Below are 25,886 nucleotides of genomic sequence, written 5' to 3'. Positions count from 1 at the left end.
TTGAACGCTCACAGCGAAGCTCCAATATTCTTTTCGGCCAGGTAGGTCAGGCCTTTTGGTGTTACCAGTGCCTGGAATGCCGCACGCTCGACGCCAGTCTCGGTGTCGGGCTTCAGCGCGGTGACTTTGTGCTTCATGTATCCGGAGCGAATGCGGGGCTCTGCCGCGACCCAGCGAGTGGAGCCACCGCGGCGATAGATCCAGCGGTTGGCCTGCATCCAGTCGAAGAGCTTCGACGGTGGCATGCCCAGGTGCTTGGCTGCGTCCGTGATGCAGATTGCCCCTTCCGCAGCAGCAAGCCTTTTGATGGCCGCAACCTTCGGCGCTTGAAGCTCAATGACTCCAATCAGGCGCAGGTTTTCCTCGGCCTGGTCAGCCGCAAGCCGCAATGCTTCAGGAAGCGTTGTCGGGATTTTCGGGGCTTCCGAGCATGCCTCGAGTTCGCGCCAGCGGCGGACAACAGCCATCCGCAGCGGGGCGCTGTAACCGGTCAGCAAGCAATCAGTGTGCTCACGATCCAGCAAATATTCGGTTTGATTGCGGTTCTGCGCGTCCAAATAGATGTGAGCAAAACTGCTCACATCTTCTTTCAGGTCGCGGATCATCGACTGGATGTCGCGCTTCACGTCGGGATGCCGCTTGCCGGTGAGTTGGGCTATCTCGCGGGAAGACATCGCGTGTCGCGACACGTTTTGATCTGGTCGGAAAAGTGTCGCGACATGGGGGGTATTGCCTGGAGCGGTATTGATGTTCATAATGGCCCCACAAGTTTTATTGCTGTTGAAAGGACCGCCCTGCCAGGCGGTTTTTTTATGCCTGCGATTCAGGCGGCCTTCAGCGATTCGCGAAGGATGTGCAGCGCTTCGATTGCTTCCTGAATTGCTTTCTCGCCCTGCGCTTTTTCGTGCTGGCTGATGTGGTTGTCAGCGGCAGCATCGAAGATCAATCGACCGACGTCACCGCACTCGGCGGACAGGTGGCCCAGGGCAACCATCAACGGTTTGGCCGCGGGCTTCTCACGGGCGACCAGCTCATAACCAAACTTGTCTGCGAGCGCCATCAAGGGCCGCATGTCGCCGGTATGCAGCAAGACACCGAACAGATGCTCGATGGTTAGGTGGTGAGCGGAGTTATCCGGGTTCGAGCGCTGCAGCAGGCTCACATGCGCAAGACACATCTTCCCCGCCAACTCCTCTGCCCCACTTTCCTTGATGGTGGTGTGGCAAGCCCTCAAGAAATCTTCCATTCGTAAAACCTCAAATTTGTTTCCGTGGCGCCTTTGCAGTGCTAAGGCGATCATTTGGTCAATGGAGTGCTGCGCAGGGATCTCAGGCGGCGGTCTGCTGCGCAGCATCGCCGGCCGCAGAAATGATCTGCCCCCATGGAAAAGATGGGCAAAGATCGGCGCGATTTACGGCGCCGCCGGTCAATGCTTCGATTTGAATCGCACGCTTTGCGGGAACAGGTCGCTCGCCGGAGCACCATTGATTAACGGTGGGTGCAGTGACCTTCAGCAGGCGCGCCATTTCCACCTGACTACCCAGCAAGCGAGATGCTTCTTTGGCCGCTTCTGCTGACTTCATGAGTTCTCTCCTGGAGATTTATGCCGAATATAAGGCATTACCTTATCACGGGCAAGTCATTGCCTAACCAACAACGCAATAGGCTTAATTAGGCAATGCTTACCGGACCAGAATTAGGCGCCGCCATTGAGGCCGCGCGGATCGCCAAGGGCGTATCGAAAAAGAATCTCGCAGACGACTTCTCCGTGAAGCCTCCGTCGATACAAGGCTGGGTGAAAAACGGCAGAATCGATAAATCAAAGCTGATGGACGTGATCGCCTACTTTTCCGATGTCGTTGGCCCTGAGCACTGGGGACTACGCCCAGGCTTCTCCTACGAAAACCTCGAGGAAGCTAACGAGGACTCTCCTGGTCAGCGCAGTAATGACGGGCAATCAATGGCTTCTTCTGCAGCGGATATGGTCCGCCAGATGTTGGCGACCAAGGGCAAAAGCCTTTCAGAGGATGCTCGGAACAGGCTGCTGGCCGCAGCAGAGCAGAGCGACTCAGGAAACGTCATACACGTCGACTTCTCTCGCCCAGGCCAAGTAGGCGACGAGGTATGGATTGCCCACTACGACGTGCGCGCAGCGATGGGCGGCGGGCAGATACCGCACGAATTCCCAGAGATGCTTCAAGACATACGGGTCAGCCCCAAGCATTTGCGCGAGATGGGTGTCACGTTCAAAGAGCACTTCCACCTCAAGATGATCACCGGGTGGGGTCAATCGATGGCTCCGACGATCAAAGACCGTGACCCGCTACTCGTAGACATCACGATCCGGGAGTTCACCGGCGACGGCATATACCTCTTCTCCCACGACGAGATGCTGTACGTGAAGCGCCTGCAGAAGAAAGGAAAGGACCGCTTCAAGATGATCTCGGACAACAAGCACCACGACGCCGAGGATATCCGGGTGGATGACACCCACATCCTTGCTCGAGTGCTTTACGTGTGGAACGGACAATCGGTATGACGCTATGTCCTTGACCAAGCCAAACCAAGACCTTAAGCGCGACCTACAAGGCATTGCCTCCGACCTCAAGTGGTCAGCCGTAGAGCTGATGAGGGTCGCGGAGCGACTTAGCCTTGCAGGGAATGAATCGGACGCCCAGGCCGTGCTGAGGTTGTGCGCCGTGTTTCATGCGGACGAGGATCGGCTGACGGGGTATGTGGACGAGGTGAAGGCAGGAAGGATTTTGCGGGGAAAGCCTGAATAGAAGGCGCAACGGATCTGAACACTCGATCATCACGAAGGAGCGATTTTGGTGAAAATCATCAAGTTCAGTTACAGGGATGCAAAGGGCGATTTGAGTCAGCGCGAGCTGATCCAGTGGTCAGAGAACTCGCTCTACATTCAGGGGAGGTCCGCGGCAGACTCATTCCCCAAAACATTCAGGAAAGATCGCATAGTTGAGGTTTACTTTGGGGCTGAGTTGCTGCTGAACGACGCCGCGCCACCTGCTCCCAAGCTGCTGCCAAAACCACGTCCAGCGGACATGGCCGTATCGGCCGCCTCTTCCCACCATCCACAGCCAAAGACACCACCCGGCGGGATTAACCAAATTCTTTTCACTGGCTTTGCGGCGGCGCACCGTGCCGAGCTTGAGCAAAAGGCAATGGATTCAGGACTCAAAGTTATGAGCACTCCTGGAAAATCTCTGACTTTTCTCTGCTATGGCGACAACGCCGGGCCTACGAAGGTTTCGAAAGCACAGGACGCCGGAGCATTCATTATTGATGCAGAGCAGTTTCTGAGCTTGATAGCTACAGGCGAGATGCCTTAGCAGGCATGACCCCATGCATTACAGAAAGCCCGCCAGCGAGCGGGCTTTTTATTGTCCATCAGAAAGGCGCCGCCTCTTCTTCTGGCTCAAACTCGACCTCTCCCCTTCCCACCTCCTCGACTTCTTGCTGCTCCCACCTTACCGTCACGCTACCGTCATCATTGAGAGTCAGCTCGAGTTCATCAGTGTCGGCGATCACGCCAAGCACCTCTTCCCACTCCCGATCTCCATCAGTGTCCAGCCGATGAATCGTGACCCAGCGCTGCGCCTGCGCCACCGGGTGATTGATCATCGATGAGACGCGCAGCCCCAGCCGCTCCATGCCACTCATTTCTTGCCGTACCGACAGTGCCGCCTGCTTCTTCGCCATGAAATCCCCTCCCAGACAAATGCTGTATATCCATACAGCTTAGGCGCAGCTTATATCAGGGCTTGCGAGAAAGTCATCTCCAAAAACGGAATATCGAGTACACCGAAATCATGAAATAATTAGGCATTACCTATTTACAGATGATTAGGCATTAGCTTATTGTTCATTCCATCGCAGTGACACACCGCCACTGCTGAGCACCACCGCTCTTTAACAGCCAGCGCAACAAACAACAGACCGCATTGCCTCTACCGGCGACCGGCGAGCAGACAGGCCCGAAAGCCTGCCCACGACAGGGAAAACCTTGTACGGCTGCTCGATGGTGAAACGCCAGAACCGAGTGAATGACCCGGCAAGCAATGCGCACCGCGAATCCCAGCGGCAGACGGGAGAGACACTGAATCGAATTAGCGGGCCCGATAGCTTCGGCTGGGACCGCCGGACCTCATGCACCCTGCCCCACTCAATCAGGGCACTCAGAGCTGTAGCGTGCATGTTGTAAGGACCTGTGATCCACGGCGAACAGATGCTGTTTGACGCTGTGAGTAGGAAGCTCGAAGCCCACCCACGAAGACAAACGGCCAGCCCTGCAATCAGCGGCGGGTAACTGGCCAACACCGACGACGCAACAACCCCGGTCTGCCTCCAGTAGAGGGACCGGGATTTCACCGATAGGCCTTCGCAAACGGGCCTGACGGGAAATCAACCCAGCGCAAGAGGAATCACCATGTTAGGCAAATTGTTCGGCAAGAAATCCGGCCAGGCTCGTGCAGCAGTCGCCAAGCTGGCTAATCGCGACCTGATGGAAGCGGTGGTGTACGGCTCGATCTACGTTGCGGCTGCCGACGGCGAGCTGGAAGACAGCGAGCTGTCCAAGATCGAAACCATCCTAAGCAACAACCCGGCGCTCCAGGGCTTCGGCGCTGAGCTGTCCAACACCATCGACCGAGCCAAAACCGACTTCAAGTCCGGCGCTCGCATCCTGCGCCAGAACGCCGAGAAAGAACTGGGCGACCTGGCGCACTCGCCGGCCGAGGCGCTGACCGTCCTCAACGTCATGTTGACCGTGGCCGAGGCAGACGGCGAGATCGAACCAGCCGAGATGATCGCCCTGGAGCGTAGCGCCAAGCTGCTGGGCCTGAACCTGAAAGACCACCTGTAATGCCAGGGATCACAGAGCTGGTTAAACGCCTGCGTGCGTTTCTCATCTTCGCTCTGCTCATCGGCGTGGTACTGATCGATTCGGTGTCTCGAATCATCAGCATGTGCGCCGACGGGTTCCTTGCGGTGCTGATCCTGCTTCTGATCTGGCCGCTGATCAAACAACGCTGAGCATCACCTCTGCCCATTCGCTGAGTGGGCTTTGGGATGCGGACGACAACCCAGCACACGCTGGCCACCTGCATTCAACCCACCCAGCACGGAGGATTGGCAGCCATGCACGAATAACACCCAGGCGCTCGACCGCCACCCCGGCGTCACATAGGGAGGTCTATGTAACGCAACGAAAAGCCCGGTCCCTACCGGGCTTTTTACGGACTGCCTTTATTCGTCAGCACCCTCCCCTGGGCCCACCGGCACCCACCAGGCGGTCAGGCTGCTGACGAATAAACGCAACCACAACCAAGGAGTCGGCATGAACCCAGCCATCCAACAAAGCCAAGCCGTTCTGCAGGCCCTGCGGGAACGTGTTTCGCTTTCCACTTCGGAGATGTACATGAAGATCGGTCGCGAAGAGCCAGTGAAGGTGCCCCGCTTCAACGTGGTACCGCTCGGCAATAACCTGTTCGATGTGGTGGAGCGCAACACTGGCGTTTCCCGCGGCGCACGCACCGGCCACGATGGCGCCTGCCAGTACGCCGACCAGCTCGAGCGCAACGCTGACTTCTTCAGCGCGGCAAAGGCAACGTCACGGCGTTTCGGTTTCCGAATGCTCCGCTGGACGGCCAGGTTCGCGGCGATGATGGTGCTGTTCGCCTACTACGGTGCGCAACCATGATCGGCGTTCCAATGCCCAATCCACGGGACTCGATCATTAACGACCTGAACAAGCAGCTGGACGCCTTCTTCGGCGCCGGCAACGCGGTGCAGGAAGTTGCTCCAGGCGTAAGCGGCGAAGTGGGTGGGCCAATCAAAAGCACGCGTAGCAACAAGCTCCGCACCGAACGCGACAAGATCGCGCCGAAGCTGAAAGAGGCCGTCGACTCAGGCGCTTCCCTCCACCAGGCATGCCTTGCCGCAGGCGTCGACTACAAGCGAGCCCGCCTCATTGCTCGCGAGAACGGCTTCAAACTTCCAAGCAACCCATGAAGCGCATCAACAGCCTGGTGCGCCAGCGCCTTCGACAATCGCAATTCAACCTCCCACCCAGCGGCCTGCAGGCCATACCGGAGAAACAGCCATGTCAACCGCAACAGATACAGCCGAGTTTCTTGAAGAACTCAACGGTGGCGCATTCGCCAGCCAAATTGGCCACGCCATCTCCGAAGTAGCGGCAGGCGTGGTTGACCACGGCAAGGCCGGAAAGCTGGTGATCACCCTGGATTTCAGCCAGATCGGCGAATCGCACCAGGTGAAGATCAAGCACAAGCTCGATTACAAGGTGCCGACCAAGCGCGGTACCCGCAGCGAAAACACCAGCCTTGATACGCCCATGCATGTGGGCACCGGCGGCCGCGTGACTCTCTTCGCGGAGAAGCACGACCAGCTGTTTAGCCGCGACGACGCGCCGATTCCTAAGCGCACCTGACCTATCCCGCTCACCACCCCTCCGAAATCAAAGGAAATTAGCGATGTCACTTACCAAAGATGCAATCCAGCTCATCACCGATACGGCGCTGGAAGCCAACGGCAAGAAGCTGGAAACATTGGTCCCTACCGTGGTGCTGCCGGAAAGCTCGAAAGTCATCGACTTAGAGAAGTTCCAGGCTGGGCGCAGCCGCTTCCGTGGCACCTACAGCACTCACTCGCTGGCAGACTTCAGCGCGTACGTGGTGGAACGCGCGGCACTTGGCGCCCGCGGCTTCATTGATCAGGACGCGATGAGCTGTGTGCTGCTGTTCAACCTGGGCACCGCCGATGTGCCCGGTCACGCCGATGACCGCGCCGTCCTCAAGCTGAAGCCAACCGCCGGCTACACCGCCGCCCAGCAAATCGGTGGGCGCGGCATCAGCCAGAAAGACCTGAGCGACTGGATCGAAGACTGGCACCAGTACCTCACCCCGGTTGATGAAGCTGGCAACGCTATCCCGGTGGCCAAGGCCATTGCCGCCGTGCGCACCATCACCATCAAGGCTTCCAGTGAATCGGAAACCACCGTGGGCGAGACCAGCGCCAGCCGCAGCGCCATGGATCAGATCGAGGCCCGCAGCAAGGAAACCCTCCCGGTGTCCTTGCAATTCAGCACCGTCCCGTTCGAAGGCTTAACCGAACAAGTCATCACTCTGCGCCTATCGGTCATCACCAGCGGCGCAGTGCCGGTGCTGAAACTTCGCTGGGTTGGCGAAGAGGTCCAGCGCGAAGACATCGCCCAGGAATTCAAGTCTGTGCTTCAAGCCAAAATTGGCGAATCCGCTGCACTGTCCCTGGGCGCCTTCGATCCGAAGTAACGCAACCCATCCCGCAACACCACCAGGCGCCTACGGGCGCCTTTCTCTTGTCTGGGAGATTTATGAATGAGCTGGCTCTTTTCGCAGGCTCTGGTGGCGGAATACTCGGCGGCCACCTGCTCGGGTGGCGCACCGTCTGCGCCGTTGAGCGTGATGCCTACTCCGCACAAGTTCTGGCGCAACGACAAAACGATGGAGCCCTCGCAACTTTCCCGATTTGGTCTGACGTGTGCAGTTTTGACGGAAGGCCATGGCGCGGCCTTGTTGACGTGGTTTCTGGCGGATTCCCATGTCAGGACATATCAGCTGCCGGGAATGGCGACGGCATCGATGGTGCCCGCTCTGGGCTATGGCGTGAAATGGCGCGAATCGTCGGCCAAGTACGACCTTCCTACGTCTACGTGGAAAACTCACCTTTGCTTGTGGGAAGAGGACTTGCCGTGGTCCTCGGTGACCTTGCCGAAATGGGGTATGACGCGCAGTGGTGCATTGTTTCAGCATCCGACTGCGGAGCGCCCCATCAGCGTGACCGCATCTGGATTGTGGCAAACGATAGTCGCGGACGATGCTGTGAGCCGGCCGGGCGGAAAGTGGAACAGTCGGGGCGAGCCGAAGTTATCAGCCGAAGTAATGCTCTGGCCGACACCGACGGTGCACGGCAACCACAACCAGCCAGGCAGCAGCAAGAATGCCGGATGGGGCCTGAGCAGCGCAGTGAAACAATGGCCAACGCCAACGGCAACACTGGCGACGAAGGGCGGCAGGGTGACACCGCGCAAGAGCCGGGAAGGCGGAACATTGATCGAAGCGGTATCCGCCCGGTCCTGGCCGACGCCGTGCGCGAGCGCGAGCGCGAGCGCGAGCAAAGGTTCGTCACCGGCGAGCCTGATACGCAAGTCCGGAAAGAGCCGTGTGAACGACCGAATCGACCACGCAGTGATGGCTTCCGACGGTGGCCAGCTGAACCCGGAATGGGTCGAGTGGCTGATGGGGTGGCCCATCGGGTGGACCGAATTAAAGCCCTTGGCAATGGACAGGTTCCGCGAGTGGCAGCAACAGCATTCCCCCTGCTCTCGATCGACAACGACTGACGCCGCATAACTCCCCCACTCCACCGCCGGGCATGGCCCGGCAAGGAATCCCCGTGATCAACCTGTTCTGGCGCCTGGTCGCCAAGCTGCTTGCCCGCCCGGCGGTTGCCGCCTGGCTCATCACCCGCGCCCAGCGCACCCCGTACCTGCACATCATGTCCGCCGACGACACCGAGATGTACATGGGCCGCTGGTGGCTGTTCAACCCCTACTCCCGCGAAACGCACAAGCCCGCGCTGTGGTGGTGCCCGTGGTCGTTCCGCGTGCACCACATCATGTGGCACGACGAAGACCGGGATCTGCACGACCACCCGTGGAACGCGCGCACCATCATCCTGCGCGGTTGGTACGTAGAGCAGCGACTGCTCGATAGCAAAGCCCCGGTGTTGTTAGGCCTCAACGTCCCTTCAGGCGCCCAGGCCACCGAATACATCGATCGGCGCGTCGGCGACACCGCCCGCCTCAACCACGGCGAGTACCACCGCATCGACCAGATATCACCAGGCGGCGTATACACCCTCTTCATCACCAGCAAGTGGCGTGGTGACTGGGGCTTTCTGGTCAACGGCGTGAAGGTGCCATGGCGCACCTACACCGGCACAGACAATTGAGGGTTTGAGTATGAGCAAGGTAATTCAAACAGTTGAAGAACTGGACGCCGTGCTGCACTGGCGCGGCAAGCACACTCAGGCGATCCGTGAGCGTGACGCCCTGCAACAGCTGCTCAACCAGCGCGATGAACAGGTCGAAACCTTGAAGCTGCAGCGCCAGGGTGAGGCGGCGGCATGCGCCCATGAATGGACGGACGACGGTGAGTTCACGCTGACATGCACGAAGTGCGGCAAGACAGAAAACAATGAGCCGTATGGCTGGGTGCAGACCCGCGGCAACGCGATTAACCACTTCACGCAGGAATGGGATGTGGTCGAATCCTGGGGGGATCAGGGGTTTGAATACAAGGCGATGTTCGACCACGCCGAGCAGCCCGCGCCGGTAGGGCTGGTACTGCCTGAGCGGTCGCCACAGGACTACGCCATCGAGCACGCCGAGTACATGGCCAAGTCAGCCGATGACGTGTTGGCGAAGTTCCAGGCATACGGCCTGGCTCTGCTGGCTGTCGATGAGGGTGGCGACGAAGGCGAAGGCGAGATGCTTGAGAATATCGACTCCGCACGCGGTGACCTGCAGGATTCACTGGTAGATCTGCGCAGCATGGTTTACGAATTTCGAAAGCGTGCCGCCAATTCCCGATAGGAGTACATCCGTACTCCACCCGCAAAACCTGTAAACCCTCCCCCTTCAAAGTCAGCCGCTATAGCGGCAAGGACAGGTATCGCCCAATGAAAGCGAAAATTAAAGCTGCGTTGTCAGCGGCCAGAGCATCCGCCAAGCGTGACCTCGGGATCTTCGTCGTGATGATGATCCTTGCGGTAGTTGCCCTCGTAATCGCGGTGCCGGTGATCCTGGTGCTGGGCTTGATGCCTGAATGGGCTTGGCCAGTAATCGGCGTCGGGCTCGTCATCTGGTTTGTCTTTGGCGACACCATCACTGCCACCATCAGCGCTTATCGGAGCGAAAAGCCATGATCGCCACCCTCTGGTTCGCCTACGTCTTCCCCTAGAAAGTGCCGGAATGAGCCGGCGCAAGAAGTCAAATGTTGCGATAGATCCCAAAGTGTTTAGTGGAAGGGATAGGTGAAAGCTTCACAGCTGTAAGCATCGCAGCCCTTGCCACACCGAAGGCCAGGGCTGAAGTCATAGATTCTCCTTGGCGTTCCTTGTAGTACTCCTCAAAGAGTACGCCACCGCTTGCGCTGTATGCGCCCACAAACAGCTGAACCAAACCTCTTCGAGAGGTACGCACTTGAACGTCAATCTGCCCCCCATCCGGAAGCAGGCCATCGTGACACCGAGAATGAAGCTCGCAATCGGACCAGTCCCAAAACACTCGCCCTCGTTTCTTTAAAAACATGATGTCGATCCGCATTAGAGAGTCCGCCACTTGTACTCCCTTTCCAGGCAGATAAGTGATTTAGCTCAATCTTGTTGAACTTTCTGCGGCGCTGGCGGAATCCCACGGCATTCCAAATATCCCTACATGCCTGCCGGTGAGCGGCGGGCGAGGTATTCGCATGTTCGCAATAAAACTCACCCTGCTCATTATGGGCATAACGCTGTACGTGTCTGGCACCGTCTGCTGGATCTTCTGGATCGCCCCCGAACTGGTCATGGACGGAGAGACGTCCGACCTTCTCTACGCATTCGGCGGCACTTGCGCCTGGATGCTGTTCACCTTCGGCATGATCGTTCACATCATCAAGACAGCGCGGCCCACGGTGGTCGTCGGGAGGGAAGAATGAGCAAAGTCACCCTGGATGAATGGGCGGCGGCCGAGTTCAAGACACCGCCAAGCCCCAACACCCTGCGCAAATGGGCCCGAGAGGGCCGAATCGCGCCGGTACCGGTCAAGCACGGGCGCAACTACTATGTAGAGTCCGACGCCCACTACCAAGAACCTGATCAACAGCCCGCACGGATTGTCGGCGGGAGCCTGATCAGCAGAATAGAGAGAGCACGCAATGGCGCCCAGGCCGCGTAACACCGGGTCAAAGGATCTTCCGCCCAATCTCTACCGCAAGACTGACGCCCGCAACGGCGTCACTTATTACACCTACCGCGATCCGGTCAGTGGTCGCGTATTCGGCCTGGGCAAGGACAAGGAGGCCGCGATCCGTGAGGCCGTCGCCGCCAACCACGCAGACGCGATCAAGCCAACGCTTGCAGAACGCATCAGCACCCCGGCGCCAGCAGCTGGCAAATTGTTCTCGGAATGGCTGGAAGAGTACCGAGAGCTGTTCGCCGAGCGAAAGCTGTCCGCCAGCAGCAACAAGAACGTGGGCATGCGGATAAACCGGCTGGCAGCTGTGTTCGGCTCTAAGGGGATTAAGGACATCACGACGATGGATGTGGCCGATTACCTGACGGGCATGGCCAAAGAGGGTAAGGCGCAGATGGCCAGGGCGATGCGCTCGCTGTTGCGAGACGTGTTCGCCGAGGCTCAGGCGCGAGGGTGGGCAGACGCCAACCCGGTCGAAGTGACCAAGGCCGCGCGGGTGAGCATCAAGCGCGAACGGCTGACGCTGGAACTGTGGAAGGCAATCTATGAGGAAGCCAAGAAACCATGGCTTCGCAGGGCAATGGAACTGGCGGTGCTGACTGGCCAGCGCCGGGACGATATAGCCTCGATGCTTTTCAAGGACGTGCACGACGGCTTCCTTCATGTCGTTCAGTCCAAGACCGGGGCCAGGCTGCGGATCAGCACCGCGCTTCGCCTCGAGTCGGTCGGCCTGGATCTATCCACCGTAATTAAACAATGCCGCGACCGCGTTCTGTCACAACACCTGGTGCACCATGCACAAGCTTCGGGCCGGGCAAAGGCTGGCCAGCCGCTGGTGCTGGACACTCTGAGCTCTGCATTTGCAGAAGCGCGCGACAAGGCTGGGGCGAAGCTGGGGATAACTTTCGGGCGCCAGCCACCGTCCTTTCACGAGCAGCGCTCTCTGGCCGCACGACTTCACGAGCTTGAAGGCCGTGACGCCCAGAAACTACTCGGTCACCGTTCGGCCACAATGACCGATCTGTACCGCGACAGCCGAGGCGCTGAGTGGATCGACGTGGCATAATCGACGGCTGAATTTTTGGGCGATATTGGGGAAGTTTTGGGGAGGATTTTATGCCCAATGAAATCAATCACTTACAGCTTTACGGCATCAAAGCCTGCGACACCATGAAAAAGGCGCGCACCTGGCTCGATGAGCACGGGGTGAGCTATGAGTTCCATGACTACAAAACAGCCGGTATCGACCGCGAACACTTGACCCAATGGTGCAACGAGCACGGTTGGCAGGTGGTTTTGAACCGTGCGGGCACCACCTTTCGCAAACTCGAAGACGAACGCAAAGCCGATCTCGATCAGTCGAAAGCCATTGAATTGATGCTCGCACAACCCTCGATGATCAAGCGCCCGGTGCTCGATCTCGGTGACAGAACCCTGATTGGCTTCAAGCCAGATAGTTATTCGGCGGCCCTCAAGTAGGCCAGCCTTCCATTTTTGTAGAGGTAACAGCATGTCCAATTCCCTGTTCAGCCTGGGCTTCGGCGTCGGCACTCAGAACCGCCAAGGTGCTTGGCTGGAAGTGTTTTACGCACAGCCCTTGCTCAACCCGTCGGCTGAAATCGTTGCCGCCATCGCACCGATCCTCGGTTACACCGAAGGCAACCAGGCGATCACCTTCACCGTGAGCCAGGCCCTGCAACTGGCCGACGCGCTCAAAGGCGTCGATGCTACCCAGGCCGCCCTGCTCAGCCGCCTGGCCGAAAGCCACACGCCGCTGGTCGCGACCTTGCTGGCCGAAGACGCAGCGCTGACCTCCACGCCTGAGGCCTACCTCAAGCTGCACCTGCTGTCCCATCGCCTGGTCAAGCCCCACGGCCTGAGCCTGGCCGGCGTGTTCCCGCAGTTGCCGAACGTGGCCTGGACCAGCCAGGGCGCTATCGACATCAATGAACTGGCCGAGCGCCAACTGGAAGCGCGCCTGCGTGGCGACCTGCTGGAAGTGTTCTCGGTGGACAAGTTCCCGAAAATGACCGACTACGTCGTACCGGCTGGCGTGCGTATCGCTGACGCTGCTCGTATCCGCCTGGGCGCGTACGTAGGCGAAGGCACCACCGTGATGCACGAAGGCTTCGTCAACTTCAACGCGGGCACCGAAGGCCCGGGCATGATCGAAGGCCGCGTATCGGCGGGCGTATTCGTCGGCAAGGGCTCGGACCTGGGCGGCGGTTGCTCCACCATGGGCACCCTGTCGGGCGGCGGCAATATCGTGATCAAGGTGGGCGAAGGCTGCCTGATCGGCGCCAACGCCGGTACCGGTATCCCATTGGGCGACCGCAACACCGTGGAGTCGGGCCTGTACATCACCGCCGGCACCAAGGTTGCCCTGCTGGATGAGCAGAACCAACTGGTCAAGGTGGTCAAGGCGCGTGAGTTGGCTGGCCAGCCAGACCTGCTGTTCCGTCGTAACTCCGAGACCGGTGCCGTGGAGTGCAAAACCCACAAATCGGCCATCGAACTGAACGAAGCGCTGCACGCTCACAACTAAGCAGCCACTCGATGCCACTAGCGGCCGCACCTTCGGGGGCGGCTCGCTTATACGAGTCTTGATCACCATGCTTGTGCCCTCCCCCTGGCGCGCCGATTTCCCGGCCATCGCCACCCTGCAACGGCAAGACCAGACCTATCTGGACAGCGCCGCCACCACGCAAAAACCCCAAGCCCTGCTGGATGCCATCAGTCATTACTACGCCAATGGCGCAGCCAATGTGCACCGTGCTCAGCATTTGCCCGGAGCCCATGCGACCCAGGCGTTCGAAGACAGCCGCAGCAAGGTCGCGCAGTGGTTGAACGCAGGTGACAGCGGGCAGGTCGTGTTTACCCACGGCGCAACCTCTGCGCTGAACCTCCTGGCCTATGGCCTGGAGCACTTATTCAATGCGGGCGATGAGATTGCCATCAGCGCCCTGGAACACCACGCCAACCTGTTGCCCTGGCAGCAATTGGCCAAACGCCGCGCACTCACACTGGTGGTCTTGCCTCTGGACGATGACGGCGTGATCGACCTGGACGCCGCGGCCAGCTTGATTGGCCCACGCACACGCTTGCTGGCGGTGAGCCAGTTATCCAACGTGCTCGGTGCCTGGCAGCCGCTGCCAGCCTTGCTGACGATGGCCCAGGCACACGGCGCCCTCACGGTGGTGGACGGCGCCCAAGGCATCGTCCATGGCCGTCACGACGTGCAGGCCCTGGGCTGCGACTTCTACGTGTTTTCCAGCCACAAACTCTACGGCCCGGACGGCGTGGGTGTGCTGTACGGCCGTAATGAGGCCCTGCACCACCTGCGCCACTGGCAGTTCGGCGGCGAGATGGTGCAACAGGCCGACTACCACAGCGCCAGCTTTCGCCCCGCGCCGCTGGGTTTCGAGGCCGGCACTCCTCCGATTGCCAGTGTGATCGGCCTGGGCGCGAGCCTGGATTACCTGAGTTCACTGGATCCCTCGGCGGTGATCGCCCACGAAGCCGCCCTGCATGACTACCTGCTGCGTGGGCTTAAGGCCCGCAATGGCGTACGCGTGCTGGGATCGCCGCAGGTGGCGCTGGTGAGTTTTGTGGTGGAGGGCGTGCACAACGCCGACCTCGCCCACCTGCTGACCGAGCAAGGCATTGCTGTGCGTGCCGGTCACCACTGCGCAATGCCGCTGTTGAAGGCGATGAATCTGTCAGGCGCCATCCGCGTTTCACTGGCGCTCTACAACGATTCCGACGACCTGGAGCGCTTTTTTGAAGCGTTGGACCAGGCGCTGGACATGCTGCGATGAGCTTGCCGCTGGAGGCACACGCCGCACTGCAAGCGTTCCAGGCCATTGGCAGTTGGGAGCAGCGCGCCCGGGTGCTGATGCAATGGGGTGAACGCTTGCCCGCCCTGGCCGATGATGAAAAGGTCGACGCCAACCTGGTGCAAGGTTGCGAAAGCCTGGTGTGGCTGGTGGGGCGTTTGCAGGACGGCCATTGGCAGTTTACGGCGAGCAGCGAGGCGCGGATGATTCGTGGGTTGGTGGCGTTGCTGCTGGCGCGGGTCAATGGGCTGTCGGCTGATGAACTGCAAGCGGTTGACCTGCCTGACTGGTTCAATCAACTGGGCTTGTCGCGCCAGTTATCGCCGTCGCGCAGCAATGGCTTGAATGCCGTACTGCAACGCATGCGAGACCTGACGCGTACACAGAAATAATGTGGGAGCTGGCTTGCCTGCGATAGCGGCGAATCAGTCAGTATTTTCAGTGGCTGACACACCGCTATCGCAGGCAAGCCAGCTCCCACAATTTGGATCTATGTTCGGCAATGAGATTTAGCTGGGTTTGATGCGCTCCGACGGCCTGCGCACTCCCGCCACGATCTTGTCTACCGCCTTGGTGGCCGCCACCATGCCGAACGTGGCTGTGACCATCATCACCGCGCCAAACCCGCCCGCGCAGTCCAGCTTCACGCCATCACCGACAAAACTCTTCTGCAGGCAGATGCTGCCATCAGGCTTGGGGTAGCGCAGTTGCTCGGTGGAAAACACGCACGGCACGCTGTAATGACGAGTCACGGTGCGCGAAAAGCCATAATCGCGGCGCAAGGTAGAGCGCACTTTCGAGGCCAACGGGTCATTGAAGGTGCGGTTCAGGTCACACACCTGGATCAGCGTGGGGTCAATCTGCCCACCGGCGCCGCCGGTGGTGATGATCTGGATCTTGCGGCGCTTGCACCAGGCAATCAGCGCCGCCTTGGCGTTGACCGCGTCGATGCAGTCGATCACACAGTCGATAGTCGGCGTGATGTACTCGGCCATGGTATCGCGGGTGACGAAGTCTGCCACCGCGTGCACGGTGCAATCGGGGTTGATGCCGCGCAGGCGCTCAGCCATCACTTCGACCTTGGGCTTGCCCACGGTGCTGTCCAGGGCATGCAACTGGCGGTTGCTGTTGCTGACGCAGACATCGTCCAGGTCAAACAGCGAAATCTCACCCACCCCGCAGCGGGCAATCGCTTCTGCCGCCCAGGAACCCACGCCGCCGACGCCGACAATCGCCACATGGGCCGCTTTCAAGCGTTCCAGGCCCTCAAGGCCGTACAAGCGGGCAACGCCTGCAAACCGCGGATCTTCTGTACTCATCATCATTACCCCAAAAACCGGCGCGCATTATAGGGCTACGCAGCAGCAAGTTTTAAGCTACAAGTTACAAGTGAAGAACTTAGATGGAGTTTCGCAGACTAACGTCCGGCTTTTCTCTGTCTGCTGTACGCTCAGGGAAGCGCCAGTGTAGGATGCGCGCCGTTCGGCGCAGGCCGACACCTCTTTCGTTCCGCACCCTTTGGAACCCGACATAACCATGGCATCGCGTAAATTTGGACTCAACCTGGTGGTGGTGCTGGCAATTGCCGCGCTGTTCACCGGTTTCTGGGCGCTGATCAACCGCCCGGTCACCGCTCCCAACTGGCCCGATCAGATCTCCGGCTTTTCCTACTCGCCGTTCCAGCAAGGCCAGTACCCGCAGAAAGGCCAGTACCCTACCGACGAACAGATGCGTCAGGACCTTGCGATCATGAGCAAGCTGACGGACAACATCCGTACCTACTCGGTGGACGGCCCCCTGGGGGATATTCCGAAGCTGGCCGAAGAGTTCGGCCTGCGCGTGACCCTGGGGATCTGGATCAGCCCGGACCTTGAGCGTAACGAGCGGGAGATCCAGCGCGCTATCGAGATCGCCAACACCTCGCGCAGTGTCGTGCGCGTAGTGGTGGGCAACGAAGCGTTGTTCCGGGAAGAAATCACCCCCGAAGCCCTGATCGTGCTGCTCGACCGCGTGCGCGCCGCCGTGAAAGTCCCGGTGACCACCTCCGAGCAATGGCACATCTGGGAAAAGAACCCGCAACTGGCCAAGCACGTCGACCTGATCGCCGCGCACATCCTGCCATTCTGGGAATACATCCCAATGGACAAGGCCGGCCAGTACGTCCTGGACCGCGCCAAGGACCTGAAGAAAGCCTTCCCGAAAAAGCCACTGCTGCTGTCGGAAGTGGGCTGGCCGAGCAACGGCCGTATGCGCGGCGGCAATGAATCGTCGCCGGCAGACCAGGCGATTTACCTGCGTACACTGGTCAACAAGCTCAATCGCCAGGGTTACAACTACTTCGTGATCGAGGCCTTCGACCAGCCGTGGAAGGTCAGCGATGAAGGTTCGGCGGGTGCGTATTGGGGTGTATTCAACGCCGCGCGCCAGCAGAAATTCAATTTTGACGGCCCGGTGGTGGCGATTCCGCAATGGCGGGTACTGGCCATCGGTTCAGTGGTGCTTGCGCTGCTGTCCCTGACCCTGTTGATGATCGATGGCTCGGCCCTGCGCCAGCGTGGCCGCACCTTCCTGACCTTTATTGCGTTCCTGTGCGGGTCGGTGCTGGTCTGGATCGGCTACGACTACAGCCAGCAATACAGCACCTGGTTCAGCGTGACGGTCGGTGTGTTGCTGGCACTCGGCGCCCTGGGCGTGTTCATTGTGTTGCTGACCGAAGCCCATGAGCTGGCGGAAGCAGTCTGGACCCACAAGCGTCGGCGTGAATTCCTGCCCGTGGAAGGCGATTCGGACTACCGCCCGAAAGTGTCGATCCATGTGCCGTGCTACAACGAGCCGCCGGAAATGGTCAAGCAGACCCTCGACGCGCTGGCCGCCCTCGACTATCCGGACTACGAAGTCCTGATCATCGACAACAACACCAAGGACCCGGCGGTGTGGGAGCCGGTGCGCGATTACTGCGAAACCCTGGGCCCGCGCTTCAAGTTCTTCCACGTCGCGCCCCTGGCCGGTTTCAAGGGCGGCGCGCTGAACTACCTGATCCCGCACACCGCCAAGGATGCCGAAGTGATCGCGGTGATCGACTCGGACTACTGCGTATCGCCCAACTGGCTCAAGCACATGGTGCCGCACTTCGCCGACCCGAAAATCGCCGTGGTGCAGTCGCCCCAGGATTACCGCGACCAGAACGAAAGCACCTTCAAGAAGCTCTGCTACGCCGAATACAAGGGCTTCTTCCATATCGGTATGGTCACCCGTAACGACCGCGACGCGATCATCCAGCACGGCACCATGACCATGACACGCCGCTCGGTGCTCGAAGAGCTGGGCTGGGCCGACTGGTGCATCTGTGAAGACGCCGAACTGGGCCTGCGCGTGTTCGAGAAAGGCTTGTCGGCGGCGTACTACCACGACAGCTACGGCAAGGGTTTGATGCCGGATACCTTTATCGACTTCAAGAAACAGCGTTTCCGCTGGGCCTATGGCGCGATCCAGATCATCAAGCGCCACACCGCCAGCCTGATACGTGGCAAGGACACCGAGCTGACCCGCGGTCAGCGCTACCATTTCCTCGCGGGCTGGTTGCCGTGGGTGGCCGATGGCATGAACATCTTCTTTACCGTCGGCGCCCTGTTGTGGTCTGCGGCGATGATCATCGTGCCGACTCGGGTCGACCCGCCATTGCTGATTTTCGCGATCCCGCCGTTGGCGTTGTTCGTGTTCAAGGTCGGCAAGATCATCTTCCTCTACCGTCGTGCGGTAGGCGTGAACTTGAAAGATGCGTTCTGCGCGGCCCTGGCCGGTTTGGCGTTGTCCCATACCATCGCCAAGGCAGTGCTGTATGGTTTCTTCACCACCAGCATTCCGTTCTTTCGCACGCCGAAAAACGCCGATAACCACGGCTTCTGGGTGGCCATTTCCGAAGCCCGCGAAGAAATGTTCATCATGCTGCTGCTGTGGGGCGCGGCGCTGGGGATCTACCTGGTGCAAGGCCTGCCGAGCAACGACATTCGCTTCTGGGTCGTGATGTTGCTGGTGCAGTCGCTGCCCTATGTGGCGGCGCTGATCATGGCGTTCTTATCGTCGCTGCCCAAACCTTCGGCGGCGCCCGAGCCCGCACCGGCGGCGTAAAAAGTCACGCGATGCACTAAACGGCGGCCCTTGGCCGCCGTTTTGCTATAAGATAACGGCCCTTTTGTGAGACTTGGCCTGGCCCAATTCTATGTGGGAGCTGGCTTGCCTGCGATACAGACGCCGCGGTCTGACAGGCACACCGCAGCGATGCTATCGCAGGCAAGCCAGCTCCCACATTGGAGTTGCGTCGCTCCAGGCTCTGTATTTCCACATTCGTCCTGCGCCCCATCACACGCTTTCCGGAGTTCCCCCCATGACGGCCCATGCCGACCTTTCGCCGACCCTTCAACTGGCCATCGACCTGATCCGTCGCCCGTCGGTCACGCCGATCGATGCCGATTGCCAGAAGCTGATGATGCAGCGCCTGGGCGACGCCGGTTTTGCGCTTGAACCGATGCGCATCGAAGATGTGGACAACTTCTGGGCCACCCACGGCAAGCACGAAGGCCCGGTGCTGTGTTTTGCCGGTCACACCGACGTGGTGCCGACCGGCCCGGTACAGGCCTGGCAGAACGACCCGTTCGACGCGTTGATCGATGAAAACGGCATGCTCTGTGGCCGTGGCGCGGCTGACATGAAAGGCAGCCTGGCGGCGATGCTGGTGGCAGCGGAACGTTTCGTCACCGACTACCCGGACCACAAGGGTTCGGTCGCCTTCCTGATCACCAGCGACGAAGAAGGCCCGGCGCACCATGGCACCAAGGCGGTGATCGAACGTCTGGCCGCGCGCAAGGAACGCCTGGACTGGTGCATCGTCGGCGAACCGTCGAGCACGACCCTGGTGGGCGATGTGGTCAAGAACGGCCGTCGTGGCTCCCTCGGTGCCACCTTGACCGTGCGCGGTGTACAGGGCCATGTGGCTTACCCGCATCTGGCGAAGAACCCGATCCACCTGGCTGCGGCGGCCCTGGCTGAATTGGCTGCCGAGCATTGGGATGACGGCAACGCCTTCTTCCCGCCGACCAGTTTCCAGATTTCCAACCTCAATTCGGGTACCGGCGCCACCAACGTGATCCCCGGCGACCTGACGGCGGTATTCAACTTCCGCTTCTCTACCGAGTCCACCGTCGAGGGTCTGCAACAGCGGGTCGCGGCGATCCTGGATAAACATGGCCTGGACTGGCATGTGGACTGGGCGCTATCGGGCCTGCCGTTCCTCACCGAGCCGGGTGCGCTGCTGGATGCGGTATCTGCCAGTATCAAGGCGATCACCGGGCGTGAGACCAAGGCATCCACCAGCGGCGGTACCTCCGATGGGCGCTTTATCGCCACGCTGGGCACTCAGGTGGTCGAGCTGGGCCCGGTCAACGCGACGATCCACCAGGTCAACGAACGCATCCTGGCCAGCGACCTCGATGTGCTGACCGAAATCTACTACCAGACCCTGATCAAGTTGCTCGCCTGATGCTTGCCTGCCCCATTTGCAGCGCACCGCTCAATGCGGTGGACAGTGGCGTGGCGTGCCCGGCCGGGCACCGTTTCGATCGCGCGCGCCAGGGTTACCTGAACCTGTTGCCGGTGCAGCACAAGAACAGCCGCGACCCAGGCGATAACCTGGCCATGGTCGAGGCGCGCCGCGACTTCCTCAACGCCGGGCACTACGCCCCGGTGGCCAAGCGCCTGGCCGAACTGGCCGCCGAGCGTGCACCGCAGCGCTGGGTCGACATTGGGTGTGGCGAGGGTTACTACACCGCGCAAATTGCCCAGGCCCTACCCCACGCCGATGGCTATGCCCTGGATATCTCCAAGGAAGCGGTCAAGCGCGCGTGCAAACGCAACCCGGCGCTGACCTGGTTGATCGCCAGCATGGCCCGCGTGCCATTGGCCGATGCCAGCTGCCAGTTCCTCGCCAGCGTGTTCAGCCCGTTGGATTGGCAAGAGGCCAAGCGCCTGCTCAGTCCCGGCGGCGGTTTGATGAAGGTCGGCCCGACCAGCGGCCACTTGATGGAACTGCGCGAGCGTCTTTACGACGAGGTACGCGAGTATACCGACGATAAACATCTGGCCCTGGTGCCGGATGGCATGCACCTGGCACACAGTGAAACACTGGAATTCACCCTGAGCCTGGCCGAAGCCCAGGACCGCGCCAACCTGCTGGCGATGACGCCCCACGGCTGGCGAGCCAGTGCCGAGCGCCGCCACGAGGTGATCGAGGCGGCCGAGCCGCTGCAGGTCACGGTGTCGATGCGTTACGATTATTTCGTGCTTCAATGACTGACGTTCACCCACCCGCGAATGGATTTTCGAATCCCGCAACGAGGAACATCCATGCGCCAACCCGATATTGAGATTTACCTGAAGGACGCCGACGTCGATCACAAGGCCATCGCCGCCTGGCTGGGTGCCGCCCTGGGCCCGTGCACCGACTGGGTCCAGAAAGGCCAGACCTACAAGTGCAAGGCCGGCAGCGTGCCGGTGACCTGGCTGCCCAAGGCGGTGGGCAAATGGAACAGCCTGTACCTGGAAAGCGACCAGACCCCGTGGGACGACGACATCGCCTGCGCCCGCGCCGCGTTTGCCGCGCTGAACGTCGAAGTGCGCTGCGCGCCGGGCACCTGGGTTGAAGAAGAGGGTGAGGAAAGTGCCGACACCTGGATTCGCATCAGCGTAGACGGTGAAGAACAGATCACTTGGAAAACCGCCTGACAGCCCATTGCCAACCCAATCAATGTGGGAGCTGGCTTGCCTGCGATGCAGACACCTTGGTCTATCAGTCAGACCACAGTGATGCTATCGCAGGCAAGCCAGCTCCCACAGTTGATTGGGTTATCAAGACCAAGTTGTTACAGGCCGACCACATCCTCCGCCTGCAAGCCCTTCTCGCCGGTCACCACGGCGTATTCCACCTGCTGGCCTTCGGCCAACGAGCGGTGGCCTTCACCGCGAATGGCGCGGTAGTGCACAAACACATCCTTGCCATCTTCACGCTGGATAAAGCCGTAGCCCTTTGCATCGTTGAACCACTTCACATTGCCGGTTTCACGCGTTGTCATCTGTTCACTCCCACTGGTTTTTTTATTGTTGAGTCGCTCGCATTGAACTGCCGAGTATAAGACAGGCTCAAAAACCATCAACTCAACTTTACATCGCTGCTTTTTTGCCGATTTTCGGCGAATACGGCACACTACCCGCCCGAGCGCCTGCTCGGTTTTTTCCACTTGAAGCAGTTCGCCTATGACCCGCTCCCCGTTCCGCCGTCTGGTGTTTGGCACCTTGCGCCGACTGTTGTACCTCTGGGTTCGCTCAGAGACGATCAACCAGTCGTCCCTCACCCTTAACCTGGACCGCAGCCGGCCGGTTTTCTACGTCCTGCAATCACCCTCCCTCACCGAGTTGGCAGTGGTCGACGCCGAGTGCACCAAGGCCGGCCTGCCACGCCCGGTGCTGCCAGTGTCAGTGGGGCCGTTGATGGAGCCTGCGGCGTTCTTCTACCTCACGCCGGATCCGGATTGGCTTGGGCGCCAGGACAAGCGTGGCGCACCACCCACCCTGACGCGGCTGGTCAATACCCTCACCGAACACGCCGAAGAGAATGCACAAATCATTCCGGTCAGTGTGTTCTGGGGCCAATCCCCCGAAAGCGAGTCCAGCCCCTGGAAGCTTTTATTCGCCGACAGCTGGGCGGTCACCGGGCGTCTACGCCGGTTGTTGAGCATCCTGATCCTGGGGCGCAAGACCCGTGTGCAATTCTCCGCGCCTATCAACCTGCGCGAATTGATCGAGCACAATAAAGGCCACGAACGCACCGTGCGCATGGCCCAGCGCATCTTGCGTGTGCACTTTCGTAACCTGAAGACGGCGGTGATCGGCCCCGACCTGTCCCACCGCCGTAATCTGGTGAAGGGCCTGGTCAATATGCCGCTGGTGCGCCAAGCCATTGCGGATGAGGCCGAACGCGAAAAGATCGCCCCGGAAAAAGCCAAGGCCCTGGCCCTGCGCTATGGCAACGAAATTGCCTCGGACTACACCTACACCGCGATCCGCTTCCTGGAAGTGGTCTTGAGCTGGTTCTGGAACAAGATCTACGACGGCATCAAGGTCAATAACATCGAAGGCGTGCAAAAGGTGGCCCAAGGCTACGAGGTAATCTACGTGCCTTGCCACCGCAGCCATATCGACTACCTGCTGCTGTCCTACCTGCTGTTCAAGAACGGCCTGACCCCACCGCATATCGCCGCCGGCATCAACCTCAACATGCCGGTGATCGGCAGCCTGCTGCGCCGTGGCGGTGCGTTTTTCATGCGCCGCACCTTCAAGGGCAACCCGTTGTACACCTCGGTGTTCAACGAATACCTGCACACCCTGTTTACCAAGGGCTTCCCGGTGGAGTACTTCGTCGAAGGCGGCCGCTCGCGCACCGGGCGCATGCTACAACCGAAAACCGGGATGTTGGCGATCACCCTGCGCAGCTTCTTGCGCTCCTCGCGCATGCCTATCGTGTTCGTGCCGGTGTATATCGGTTATGAGCGTGTCCTCGAAGGCCGCACTTACCTGGGCGAACTGCGTGGCGCCAGCAAGAAGAAAGAGTCGATCTTCGATATCTTCAAAGTGGTCGGCGCGCTCAAGCAACGCTTCGGCCAAGTGGCAGTCAACTTTGGCGAACCGATCAAGCTGGCAGAGTTCCTCGACGCCGAGCAACCGGACTGGCGCGCCCAGGAACTGGGGCCGAACTACAAACCGGCCTGGCTCAACGAAACCACCAATCGCCTCGGCGAACAGGTGGCGCGTCATTTGAACGAAGCCGCTGCGGTGAACCCGGTGAACCTGGTGGCGCTGGCCCTGCTGTCCACCACCCGCCTGGCCCTGGATGAACAGGCCATGGCCCGCCAGCTGGACCTGTACCTCGCGCTGTTGCGTCGTGTGCCCTACTCGCCCCACACCACCCTGCCGGAAGGCGATGGCCTGGCGCTGATCAAGCACGTCAAGGACATGAACCTGTTGTCCGAGCAGAGTGACGCCCTGGGCAAAATCGTTTATCTGGATGAGCAGAATGCCGTCCTGATGACCTACTACCGCAACAACGTGCTGCACATCTTCGCCCTGCCGGCGTTGCTGGCGAGCTTCTTCCAGAGCAGCTCGCGGATGAGTCGCGAACAGATCCTGCGCTACACCCACGCGCTTTACCCGTACCTGCAATCGGAACTGTTTATTCGTTGGTCCTTGGACGACTTGGACAACGTGGTCGATCAATGGCTGGACGCGTTTGTCGAACAAGGCCTGCTACGTTTCGAAAACGCCGTGTACCTGCGCCCGGCGCCGAGTTCGCGGCACTTTGTGCTGCTGACGCTGCTGTCCAAGAGCATCGCCCAGACCCTGCAACGCTTCTACATGGCGATCTCGTTGCTGCTCAACAGCGGCCAGAACAGTATCAGCGCCGAACAGCTGGAAGACCTGTGCACGATCATGGCCCAGCGCCTGTCAATCCTGCACGGCCTCAACGCTCCGGAATTCTTCGACAAGAGCCTTTTCCGACATTTCATCCAGACGTTGCTGGAGCAAGATGTGCTGCGCCGCGATGAAGCCGGCAAGCTGGGCTATCACGACCTGCTCGGCGAACTGGCAGAAGGTGCGGCCAAACGCGTGTTGCCGGCGGATATTCGCCTGTCGATCCGCCAGGTGGCCTTGCACCGCGTGGACGGCGCAACCGAGACCGCGCCTGAACCGGTTGCCGCCCCTCCTGAAGAAAACCGCTAAATTGAACGAGGCGTCGGGCGGATTCCGGCGCCGTTGAAAAGGAGTTGCACCGTGAAAAAACTCATCCTTCTGGGCCTGACCGCCCTGCTCGGAGCCTGCCACTCGATGACCCCAACCCCGAAGGCCAGTCTGGACGGCGAAGTGTTCTACCTGCAACGCATCGCCCTGCCGCCGGCCGCCACCTTGAGTGTCAGCCTGCAGGACGTGTCCCTGATGGACGCCCCGGCCGTGACCCTCGCCGAACAGAAAGGCCCGGTCAAAGGCCAGGTGCCGCTGCCGTTTCACCTGAGCTATGACCCGGCTCAGGTCAAACCGGGCCACACCTATTCGGTCAGCGCTCGCATCGAGCTGGACGGCAAGCTACTGTTTATCACCACCGAGCGGCACACCGTGCAACTCAACGGCCAGGACCCACAACCGCTGCGCCTGCGGGTAGATGCGGCCGCACATTGATCATTCCCACTTCATAAGGAAGCGCCCATGCTCCGCAAATCTCTTCGCCTCACCGCCCTGTGTGCTGGCTTGCTGTTCGGCGCCAACGCCATGGCCCTGGATCTGGGCAGCCTGTCCCAGGGTGACGCCAGCGGCGGCCTCAAGGATGCCTTGACCCAAGGTGCACAGATTGCTGTGAAACAACTCGGGACGCCCGGTGGTTTCAGCAACAACCCGGACGTGAAGATCGGCCTGCCGGGCAAACTCGGCAAAGTCGCCGACAAGCTTAAAATGTTTGGTATGGGTGACCAGGTCACGCAACTGGAAACCAGCATGAACAAGGCCGCAGAAACCGCCGTGACCCAGGCCCAGCCAATTCTGGTCAACGCCGTGAAGAACATGAGCGTGACCGACGCCAAGGGCATTCTCAGTGGAGGCCAGGACTCCGCCACCCAGTACCTGAACAAAAGCAGCCGTGAAGAAATTCGCGCCAAGTTCCTGCCCATCGTCAAGGCCGCCACCGACAAAGTCGGCGTGGCTCAGCAGTACAACGCTCTGGCCGGCAAGGCCGCAGCCTTTGGCGCCGTGGATGCCAAGAGCGCCAACGTCGAAAACTACGTGACCGAGCAGGCGCTGGATGGTTTGTTCAAGATGATTGCGCAGCAGGAAGAAACCATTCGCAAGAACCCGGCGGCGGCAGCCACCAGCTTGGCCAAGAAGGTGTTTGGGGCACTTTAAGCCTTCGCCAGCGACTTGTA

Annotated in this window: 33 protein-coding genes; 27 read left to right on the top strand and 6 right to left on the bottom strand. The window is 60.2% G+C overall.

What is annotated here, in order from left to right; translation table 11 throughout:
• Positions 1–8 precede the first annotated feature (8 nt).
• The 3 genes from RHM69_RS28245 to RHM69_RS28235 all read right to left on the bottom strand — a co-directional run bounded on the left by RHM69_RS28245 (position 9) and on the right by RHM69_RS28235 (position 1,583).
• On the bottom strand, positions 9–674 hold the full coding sequence (locus tag RHM69_RS28245; RefSeq protein WP_282375596.1) for a phage regulatory protein/antirepressor Ant: 666 nt from the start codon (positions 672–674) through the stop codon (positions 9–11).
• 149 nt (positions 675–823) lie between these two features.
• Positions 824–1,246, bottom strand: coding sequence for a phage regulatory CII family protein (locus RHM69_RS28240; RefSeq protein WP_169902699.1), 423 nt, complete (start codon positions 1,244–1,246; stop codon positions 824–826).
• An 82-nt stretch (positions 1,247–1,328) separates the two neighbouring features.
• Entirely contained in the window at positions 1,329–1,583 is a 255-nt protein-coding gene (locus RHM69_RS28235) for a transcriptional regulator (RefSeq protein ID WP_282375558.1), read from the bottom strand.
• Positions 1,584–1,678: 95 nt separating this feature from the next.
• Here RHM69_RS28235 and RHM69_RS28230 point away from each other — a divergent pair, with 95 nt between their 5' ends.
• From RHM69_RS28230 to RHM69_RS28220, 3 genes are read left to right on the top strand one after another with little or no spacing between them, the layout of a single operon-like run.
• Positions 1,679–2,539, top strand: coding sequence for a S24 family peptidase (locus tag RHM69_RS28230; RefSeq protein WP_282375560.1), 861 nt, complete (start codon positions 1,679–1,681; stop codon positions 2,537–2,539).
• Positions 2,540–2,543: 4 nt separating this feature from the next.
• On the top strand, positions 2,544–2,783 hold the full coding sequence (locus tag RHM69_RS28225) for a hypothetical protein (protein WP_262376809.1): 240 nt from the start codon (positions 2,544–2,546) through the stop codon (positions 2,781–2,783).
• A 48-nt stretch (positions 2,784–2,831) separates the two neighbouring features.
• Positions 2,832–3,350, top strand: a complete 519-nt coding sequence (locus RHM69_RS28220) for a BRCT domain-containing protein (RefSeq protein ID WP_282375567.1) — start codon at positions 2,832–2,834, stop codon at positions 3,348–3,350.
• Positions 3,351–3,408: 58 nt separating this feature from the next.
• On the opposite strand, the gene RHM69_RS28215 is transcribed toward RHM69_RS28220, so the two are convergent.
• The gene (locus RHM69_RS28215; RefSeq protein ID WP_282375569.1) at positions 3,409–3,720 is read right to left on the bottom strand and encodes a DUF1654 domain-containing protein; all 312 of its coding nucleotides are present in this window, start codon (positions 3,718–3,720) and stop codon (positions 3,409–3,411) included.
• 727 nt (positions 3,721–4,447) lie between these two features.
• Between RHM69_RS28215 and RHM69_RS28210 the strand changes: the two genes are divergently transcribed.
• The 17 genes from RHM69_RS28210 (at position 4,448) to RHM69_RS28130 (ending at position 15,263) form a co-directional block, all read left to right on the top strand.
• Positions 4,448–4,882 (top strand): tellurite resistance TerB family protein, encoded by a 435-nt coding sequence (locus RHM69_RS28210; protein ID WP_282375572.1) that lies wholly within the window; start codon positions 4,448–4,450, stop codon positions 4,880–4,882.
• Entirely contained in the window at positions 4,882–5,052 is a 171-nt protein-coding gene (locus tag RHM69_RS28205; protein ID WP_200600240.1) for a DUF3927 family protein, read from the top strand. Before RHM69_RS28210 ends, RHM69_RS28205 begins: the two co-directional genes overlap by 1 nt.
• A gap of 304 nt (positions 5,053–5,356) precedes the next feature.
• A complete protein-coding gene (locus RHM69_RS28200) occupies positions 5,357–5,719 on the top strand; it encodes a hypothetical protein (RefSeq protein ID WP_282375578.1) in 363 nt (120 codons plus the stop codon).
• The gene (locus RHM69_RS28195; RefSeq protein WP_282375580.1) at positions 5,716–6,030 is read left to right on the top strand and encodes a hypothetical protein; all 315 of its coding nucleotides are present in this window, start codon (positions 5,716–5,718) and stop codon (positions 6,028–6,030) included. Before RHM69_RS28200 ends, RHM69_RS28195 begins: the two co-directional genes overlap by 4 nt.
• 91 nt (positions 6,031–6,121) lie before the next feature.
• Positions 6,122–6,469 carry a hypothetical protein gene (locus tag RHM69_RS28190; protein ID WP_028619156.1) on the top strand — a complete coding sequence of 116 codons (348 nt, stop codon included), beginning with the start codon at positions 6,122–6,124 and terminating at the stop codon, positions 6,467–6,469.
• Between the two features lie 43 nt (positions 6,470–6,512).
• Positions 6,513–7,328, top strand: a complete 816-nt coding sequence (locus RHM69_RS28185) for a YfdQ family protein (RefSeq protein WP_282375587.1) — start codon at positions 6,513–6,515, stop codon at positions 7,326–7,328.
• A 62-nt stretch (positions 7,329–7,390) separates the two neighbouring features.
• Positions 7,391–8,419 (top strand): DNA cytosine methyltransferase, encoded by a 1,029-nt coding sequence (locus RHM69_RS28180; protein WP_322255331.1) that lies wholly within the window; start codon positions 7,391–7,393, stop codon positions 8,417–8,419.
• A gap of 53 nt (positions 8,420–8,472) precedes the next feature.
• The gene (locus RHM69_RS28175) at positions 8,473–9,030 is read left to right on the top strand and encodes a hypothetical protein (protein WP_282375597.1); all 558 of its coding nucleotides are present in this window, start codon (positions 8,473–8,475) and stop codon (positions 9,028–9,030) included.
• Between the two features lie 10 nt (positions 9,031–9,040).
• Positions 9,041–9,673 carry a hypothetical protein gene (locus RHM69_RS28170; protein WP_282375590.1) on the top strand — a complete coding sequence of 211 codons (633 nt, stop codon included), beginning with the start codon at positions 9,041–9,043 and terminating at the stop codon, positions 9,671–9,673.
• A gap of 86 nt (positions 9,674–9,759) precedes the next feature.
• Positions 9,760–10,005: a hypothetical protein gene (locus RHM69_RS28165; protein WP_322255328.1), complete on the top strand. Its 246-nt coding sequence runs from the start codon at positions 9,760–9,762 to the stop codon at positions 10,003–10,005.
• Between the two features lie 545 nt (positions 10,006–10,550).
• Positions 10,551–10,778: a hypothetical protein gene (locus RHM69_RS28160; protein WP_282378630.1), complete on the top strand. Its 228-nt coding sequence runs from the start codon at positions 10,551–10,553 to the stop codon at positions 10,776–10,778.
• Positions 10,775–11,017: an excisionase gene (locus RHM69_RS28155; protein ID WP_057975987.1), complete on the top strand. Its 243-nt coding sequence runs from the start codon at positions 10,775–10,777 to the stop codon at positions 11,015–11,017. The genes RHM69_RS28160 and RHM69_RS28155 overlap by 4 nt, the downstream gene beginning before the upstream one ends.
• A complete protein-coding gene (locus RHM69_RS28150; RefSeq protein WP_282378627.1) occupies positions 10,998–12,101 on the top strand; it encodes a phage integrase Arm DNA-binding domain-containing protein in 1,104 nt (367 codons plus the stop codon). The genes RHM69_RS28155 and RHM69_RS28150 overlap by 20 nt, the downstream gene beginning before the upstream one ends.
• A 50-nt stretch (positions 12,102–12,151) precedes the next feature.
• Positions 12,152–12,514, top strand: a complete 363-nt coding sequence (locus RHM69_RS28145) for an ArsC family reductase (RefSeq protein WP_282378625.1) — start codon at positions 12,152–12,154, stop codon at positions 12,512–12,514.
• Between the two features lie 31 nt (positions 12,515–12,545).
• Complete coding sequence (gene dapD, locus RHM69_RS28140; RefSeq protein ID WP_014717226.1) at positions 12,546–13,580, top strand: 2,3,4,5-tetrahydropyridine-2,6-dicarboxylate N-succinyltransferase; 1,035 nt, start codon at positions 12,546–12,548, stop codon at positions 13,578–13,580.
• Between the two features lie 67 nt (positions 13,581–13,647).
• On the top strand, positions 13,648–14,853 hold the full coding sequence (locus RHM69_RS28135; protein WP_014717225.1) for an aminotransferase class V-fold PLP-dependent enzyme: 1,206 nt from the start codon (positions 13,648–13,650) through the stop codon (positions 14,851–14,853).
• Positions 14,850–15,263 (top strand): SufE family protein, encoded by a 414-nt coding sequence (locus tag RHM69_RS28130; protein ID WP_014717224.1) that lies wholly within the window; start codon positions 14,850–14,852, stop codon positions 15,261–15,263. The genes RHM69_RS28135 and RHM69_RS28130 overlap by 4 nt, the downstream gene beginning before the upstream one ends.
• A gap of 117 nt (positions 15,264–15,380) precedes the next feature.
• Here RHM69_RS28130 and tcdA read toward each other — a convergent pair whose 3' ends face one another.
• Complete coding sequence (tcdA, locus tag RHM69_RS28125; RefSeq protein WP_019817865.1) at positions 15,381–16,190, bottom strand: tRNA cyclic N6-threonylcarbamoyladenosine(37) synthase TcdA; 810 nt, start codon at positions 16,188–16,190, stop codon at positions 15,381–15,383.
• 217 nt (positions 16,191–16,407) lie between these two features.
• On the opposite strand from tcdA, the gene RHM69_RS28120 reads away from it, so the two are divergent.
• The 4 genes from RHM69_RS28120 to RHM69_RS28105 all read left to right on the top strand — a co-directional run bounded on the left by RHM69_RS28120 (position 16,408) and on the right by RHM69_RS28105 (position 21,648).
• Entirely contained in the window at positions 16,408–18,999 is a 2,592-nt protein-coding gene (locus RHM69_RS28120; RefSeq protein WP_014717222.1) for a glycosyltransferase, read from the top strand.
• A gap of 256 nt (positions 19,000–19,255) precedes the next feature.
• A complete protein-coding gene (gene dapE, locus RHM69_RS28115) occupies positions 19,256–20,407 on the top strand; it encodes a succinyl-diaminopimelate desuccinylase (RefSeq protein WP_005785553.1) in 1,152 nt (383 codons plus the stop codon).
• Positions 20,407–21,216, top strand: a complete 810-nt coding sequence (locus RHM69_RS28110) for a putative RNA methyltransferase (protein WP_014717221.1) — start codon at positions 20,407–20,409, stop codon at positions 21,214–21,216. Before dapE ends, RHM69_RS28110 begins: the two co-directional genes overlap by 1 nt.
• Before the next feature lie 54 nt (positions 21,217–21,270).
• Positions 21,271–21,648, top strand: coding sequence for a hypothetical protein (locus RHM69_RS28105; protein ID WP_014717220.1), 378 nt, complete (start codon positions 21,271–21,273; stop codon positions 21,646–21,648).
• 137 nt (positions 21,649–21,785) lie between these two features.
• Here RHM69_RS28105 and RHM69_RS28100 read toward each other — a convergent pair whose 3' ends face one another.
• Positions 21,786–21,995, bottom strand: coding sequence for a cold-shock protein (locus RHM69_RS28100; RefSeq protein ID WP_003189131.1), 210 nt, complete (start codon positions 21,993–21,995; stop codon positions 21,786–21,788).
• 181 nt (positions 21,996–22,176) lie between these two features.
• Between RHM69_RS28100 and plsB the strand changes: the two genes are divergently transcribed.
• Genes plsB through RHM69_RS28085 form a run of 3 tightly spaced genes read left to right on the top strand, consistent with a single transcriptional unit; the run spans position 22,177 to position 25,866 of the window.
• Positions 22,177–24,696 carry a glycerol-3-phosphate 1-O-acyltransferase PlsB gene (gene plsB / locus RHM69_RS28095; RefSeq protein WP_200600449.1) on the top strand — a complete coding sequence of 840 codons (2,520 nt, stop codon included), beginning with the start codon at positions 22,177–22,179 and terminating at the stop codon, positions 24,694–24,696.
• A gap of 51 nt (positions 24,697–24,747) precedes the next feature.
• The gene (locus tag RHM69_RS28090; protein ID WP_014717218.1) at positions 24,748–25,149 is read left to right on the top strand and encodes a YbaY family lipoprotein; all 402 of its coding nucleotides are present in this window, start codon (positions 24,748–24,750) and stop codon (positions 25,147–25,149) included.
• Between the two features lie 27 nt (positions 25,150–25,176).
• Positions 25,177–25,866 carry a DUF4197 domain-containing protein gene (locus RHM69_RS28085; protein WP_003189124.1) on the top strand — a complete coding sequence of 230 codons (690 nt, stop codon included), beginning with the start codon at positions 25,177–25,179 and terminating at the stop codon, positions 25,864–25,866.
• Positions 25,867–25,886 lie beyond the last annotated feature (20 nt).

The organism is Pseudomonas sp. CCI1.1 (assembly GCF_034348165.1).
Taxonomy (GTDB): Bacteria; Pseudomonadota; Gammaproteobacteria; order Pseudomonadales; family Pseudomonadaceae; genus Aquipseudomonas; species Aquipseudomonas paracarnis.
This window is presented reverse-complemented; position numbering and strand designations above follow the sequence as displayed.

What these genes read in the sequence shown, in the direction of transcription:
- RHM69_RS28105 (WP_014717220.1), top strand. Translation starts at nt 21,271, where the DNA reads ATGCGCCAACCCGATATTGAGATTTACCTGAAGGACGCCGACGTCGAT.
- RHM69_RS28195 (WP_282375580.1), top strand. Translation starts at nt 5,716, where the DNA reads ATGATCGGCGTTCCAATGCCCAATCCACGGGACTCGATCATTAACGAC.
- RHM69_RS28165 (WP_322255328.1), top strand. Translation starts at nt 9,760, where the DNA reads ATGAAAGCGAAAATTAAAGCTGCGTTGTCAGCGGCCAGAGCATCCGCC.
- RHM69_RS28230 (WP_282375560.1), top strand. Translation starts at nt 1,679, where the DNA reads ATGCTTACCGGACCAGAATTAGGCGCCGCCATTGAGGCCGCGCGGATC.
- RHM69_RS28215 (WP_282375569.1), bottom strand. Translation starts at nt 3,720, where the DNA reads ATGGCGAAGAAGCAGGCGGCACTGTCGGTACGGCAAGAAATGAGTGGC.
- RHM69_RS28190 (WP_028619156.1), top strand. Translation starts at nt 6,122, where the DNA reads ATGTCAACCGCAACAGATACAGCCGAGTTTCTTGAAGAACTCAACGGT.
- RHM69_RS28205 (WP_200600240.1), top strand. Translation starts at nt 4,882, where the DNA reads ATGCCAGGGATCACAGAGCTGGTTAAACGCCTGCGTGCGTTTCTCATC.
- RHM69_RS28170 (WP_282375590.1), top strand. Translation starts at nt 9,041, where the DNA reads ATGAGCAAGGTAATTCAAACAGTTGAAGAACTGGACGCCGTGCTGCAC.
- RHM69_RS28235 (WP_282375558.1), bottom strand. Translation starts at nt 1,583, where the DNA reads ATGAAGTCAGCAGAAGCGGCCAAAGAAGCATCTCGCTTGCTGGGTAGT.
- plsB (WP_200600449.1), top strand. Translation starts at nt 22,177, where the DNA reads ATGACCCGCTCCCCGTTCCGCCGTCTGGTGTTTGGCACCTTGCGCCGA.
- RHM69_RS28120 (WP_014717222.1), top strand. Translation starts at nt 16,408, where the DNA reads ATGGCATCGCGTAAATTTGGACTCAACCTGGTGGTGGTGCTGGCAATT.
- RHM69_RS28100 (WP_003189131.1), bottom strand. Translation starts at nt 21,995, where the DNA reads ATGACAACGCGTGAAACCGGCAATGTGAAGTGGTTCAACGATGCAAAG.
- RHM69_RS28150 (WP_282378627.1), top strand. Translation starts at nt 10,998, where the DNA reads ATGGCGCCCAGGCCGCGTAACACCGGGTCAAAGGATCTTCCGCCCAAT.
- RHM69_RS28200 (WP_282375578.1), top strand. Translation starts at nt 5,357, where the DNA reads ATGAACCCAGCCATCCAACAAAGCCAAGCCGTTCTGCAGGCCCTGCGG.
- RHM69_RS28210 (WP_282375572.1), top strand. Translation starts at nt 4,448, where the DNA reads ATGTTAGGCAAATTGTTCGGCAAGAAATCCGGCCAGGCTCGTGCAGCA.
- RHM69_RS28160 (WP_282378630.1), top strand. Translation starts at nt 10,551, where the DNA reads ATGTTCGCAATAAAACTCACCCTGCTCATTATGGGCATAACGCTGTAC.
- RHM69_RS28130 (WP_014717224.1), top strand. Translation starts at nt 14,850, where the DNA reads ATGAGCTTGCCGCTGGAGGCACACGCCGCACTGCAAGCGTTCCAGGCC.
- tcdA (WP_019817865.1), bottom strand. Translation starts at nt 16,190, where the DNA reads ATGAGTACAGAAGATCCGCGGTTTGCAGGCGTTGCCCGCTTGTACGGC.
- RHM69_RS28085 (WP_003189124.1), top strand. Translation starts at nt 25,177, where the DNA reads ATGCTCCGCAAATCTCTTCGCCTCACCGCCCTGTGTGCTGGCTTGCTG.
- RHM69_RS28225 (WP_262376809.1), top strand. Translation starts at nt 2,544, where the DNA reads ATGTCCTTGACCAAGCCAAACCAAGACCTTAAGCGCGACCTACAAGGC.
- RHM69_RS28155 (WP_057975987.1), top strand. Translation starts at nt 10,775, where the DNA reads ATGAGCAAAGTCACCCTGGATGAATGGGCGGCGGCCGAGTTCAAGACA.
- RHM69_RS28180 (WP_322255331.1), top strand. Translation starts at nt 7,391, where the DNA reads ATGAATGAGCTGGCTCTTTTCGCAGGCTCTGGTGGCGGAATACTCGGC.
- dapD (WP_014717226.1), top strand. Translation starts at nt 12,546, where the DNA reads ATGTCCAATTCCCTGTTCAGCCTGGGCTTCGGCGTCGGCACTCAGAAC.
- RHM69_RS28135 (WP_014717225.1), top strand. Translation starts at nt 13,648, where the DNA reads ATGCTTGTGCCCTCCCCCTGGCGCGCCGATTTCCCGGCCATCGCCACC.
- RHM69_RS28185 (WP_282375587.1), top strand. Translation starts at nt 6,513, where the DNA reads ATGTCACTTACCAAAGATGCAATCCAGCTCATCACCGATACGGCGCTG.
- dapE (WP_005785553.1), top strand. Translation starts at nt 19,256, where the DNA reads ATGACGGCCCATGCCGACCTTTCGCCGACCCTTCAACTGGCCATCGAC.
- RHM69_RS28145 (WP_282378625.1), top strand. Translation starts at nt 12,152, where the DNA reads ATGCCCAATGAAATCAATCACTTACAGCTTTACGGCATCAAAGCCTGC.
- RHM69_RS28240 (WP_169902699.1), bottom strand. Translation starts at nt 1,246, where the DNA reads ATGGAAGATTTCTTGAGGGCTTGCCACACCACCATCAAGGAAAGTGGG.
- RHM69_RS28110 (WP_014717221.1), top strand. Translation starts at nt 20,407, where the DNA reads ATGCTTGCCTGCCCCATTTGCAGCGCACCGCTCAATGCGGTGGACAGT.
- RHM69_RS28245 (WP_282375596.1), bottom strand. Translation starts at nt 674, where the DNA reads ATGTCTTCCCGCGAGATAGCCCAACTCACCGGCAAGCGGCATCCCGAC.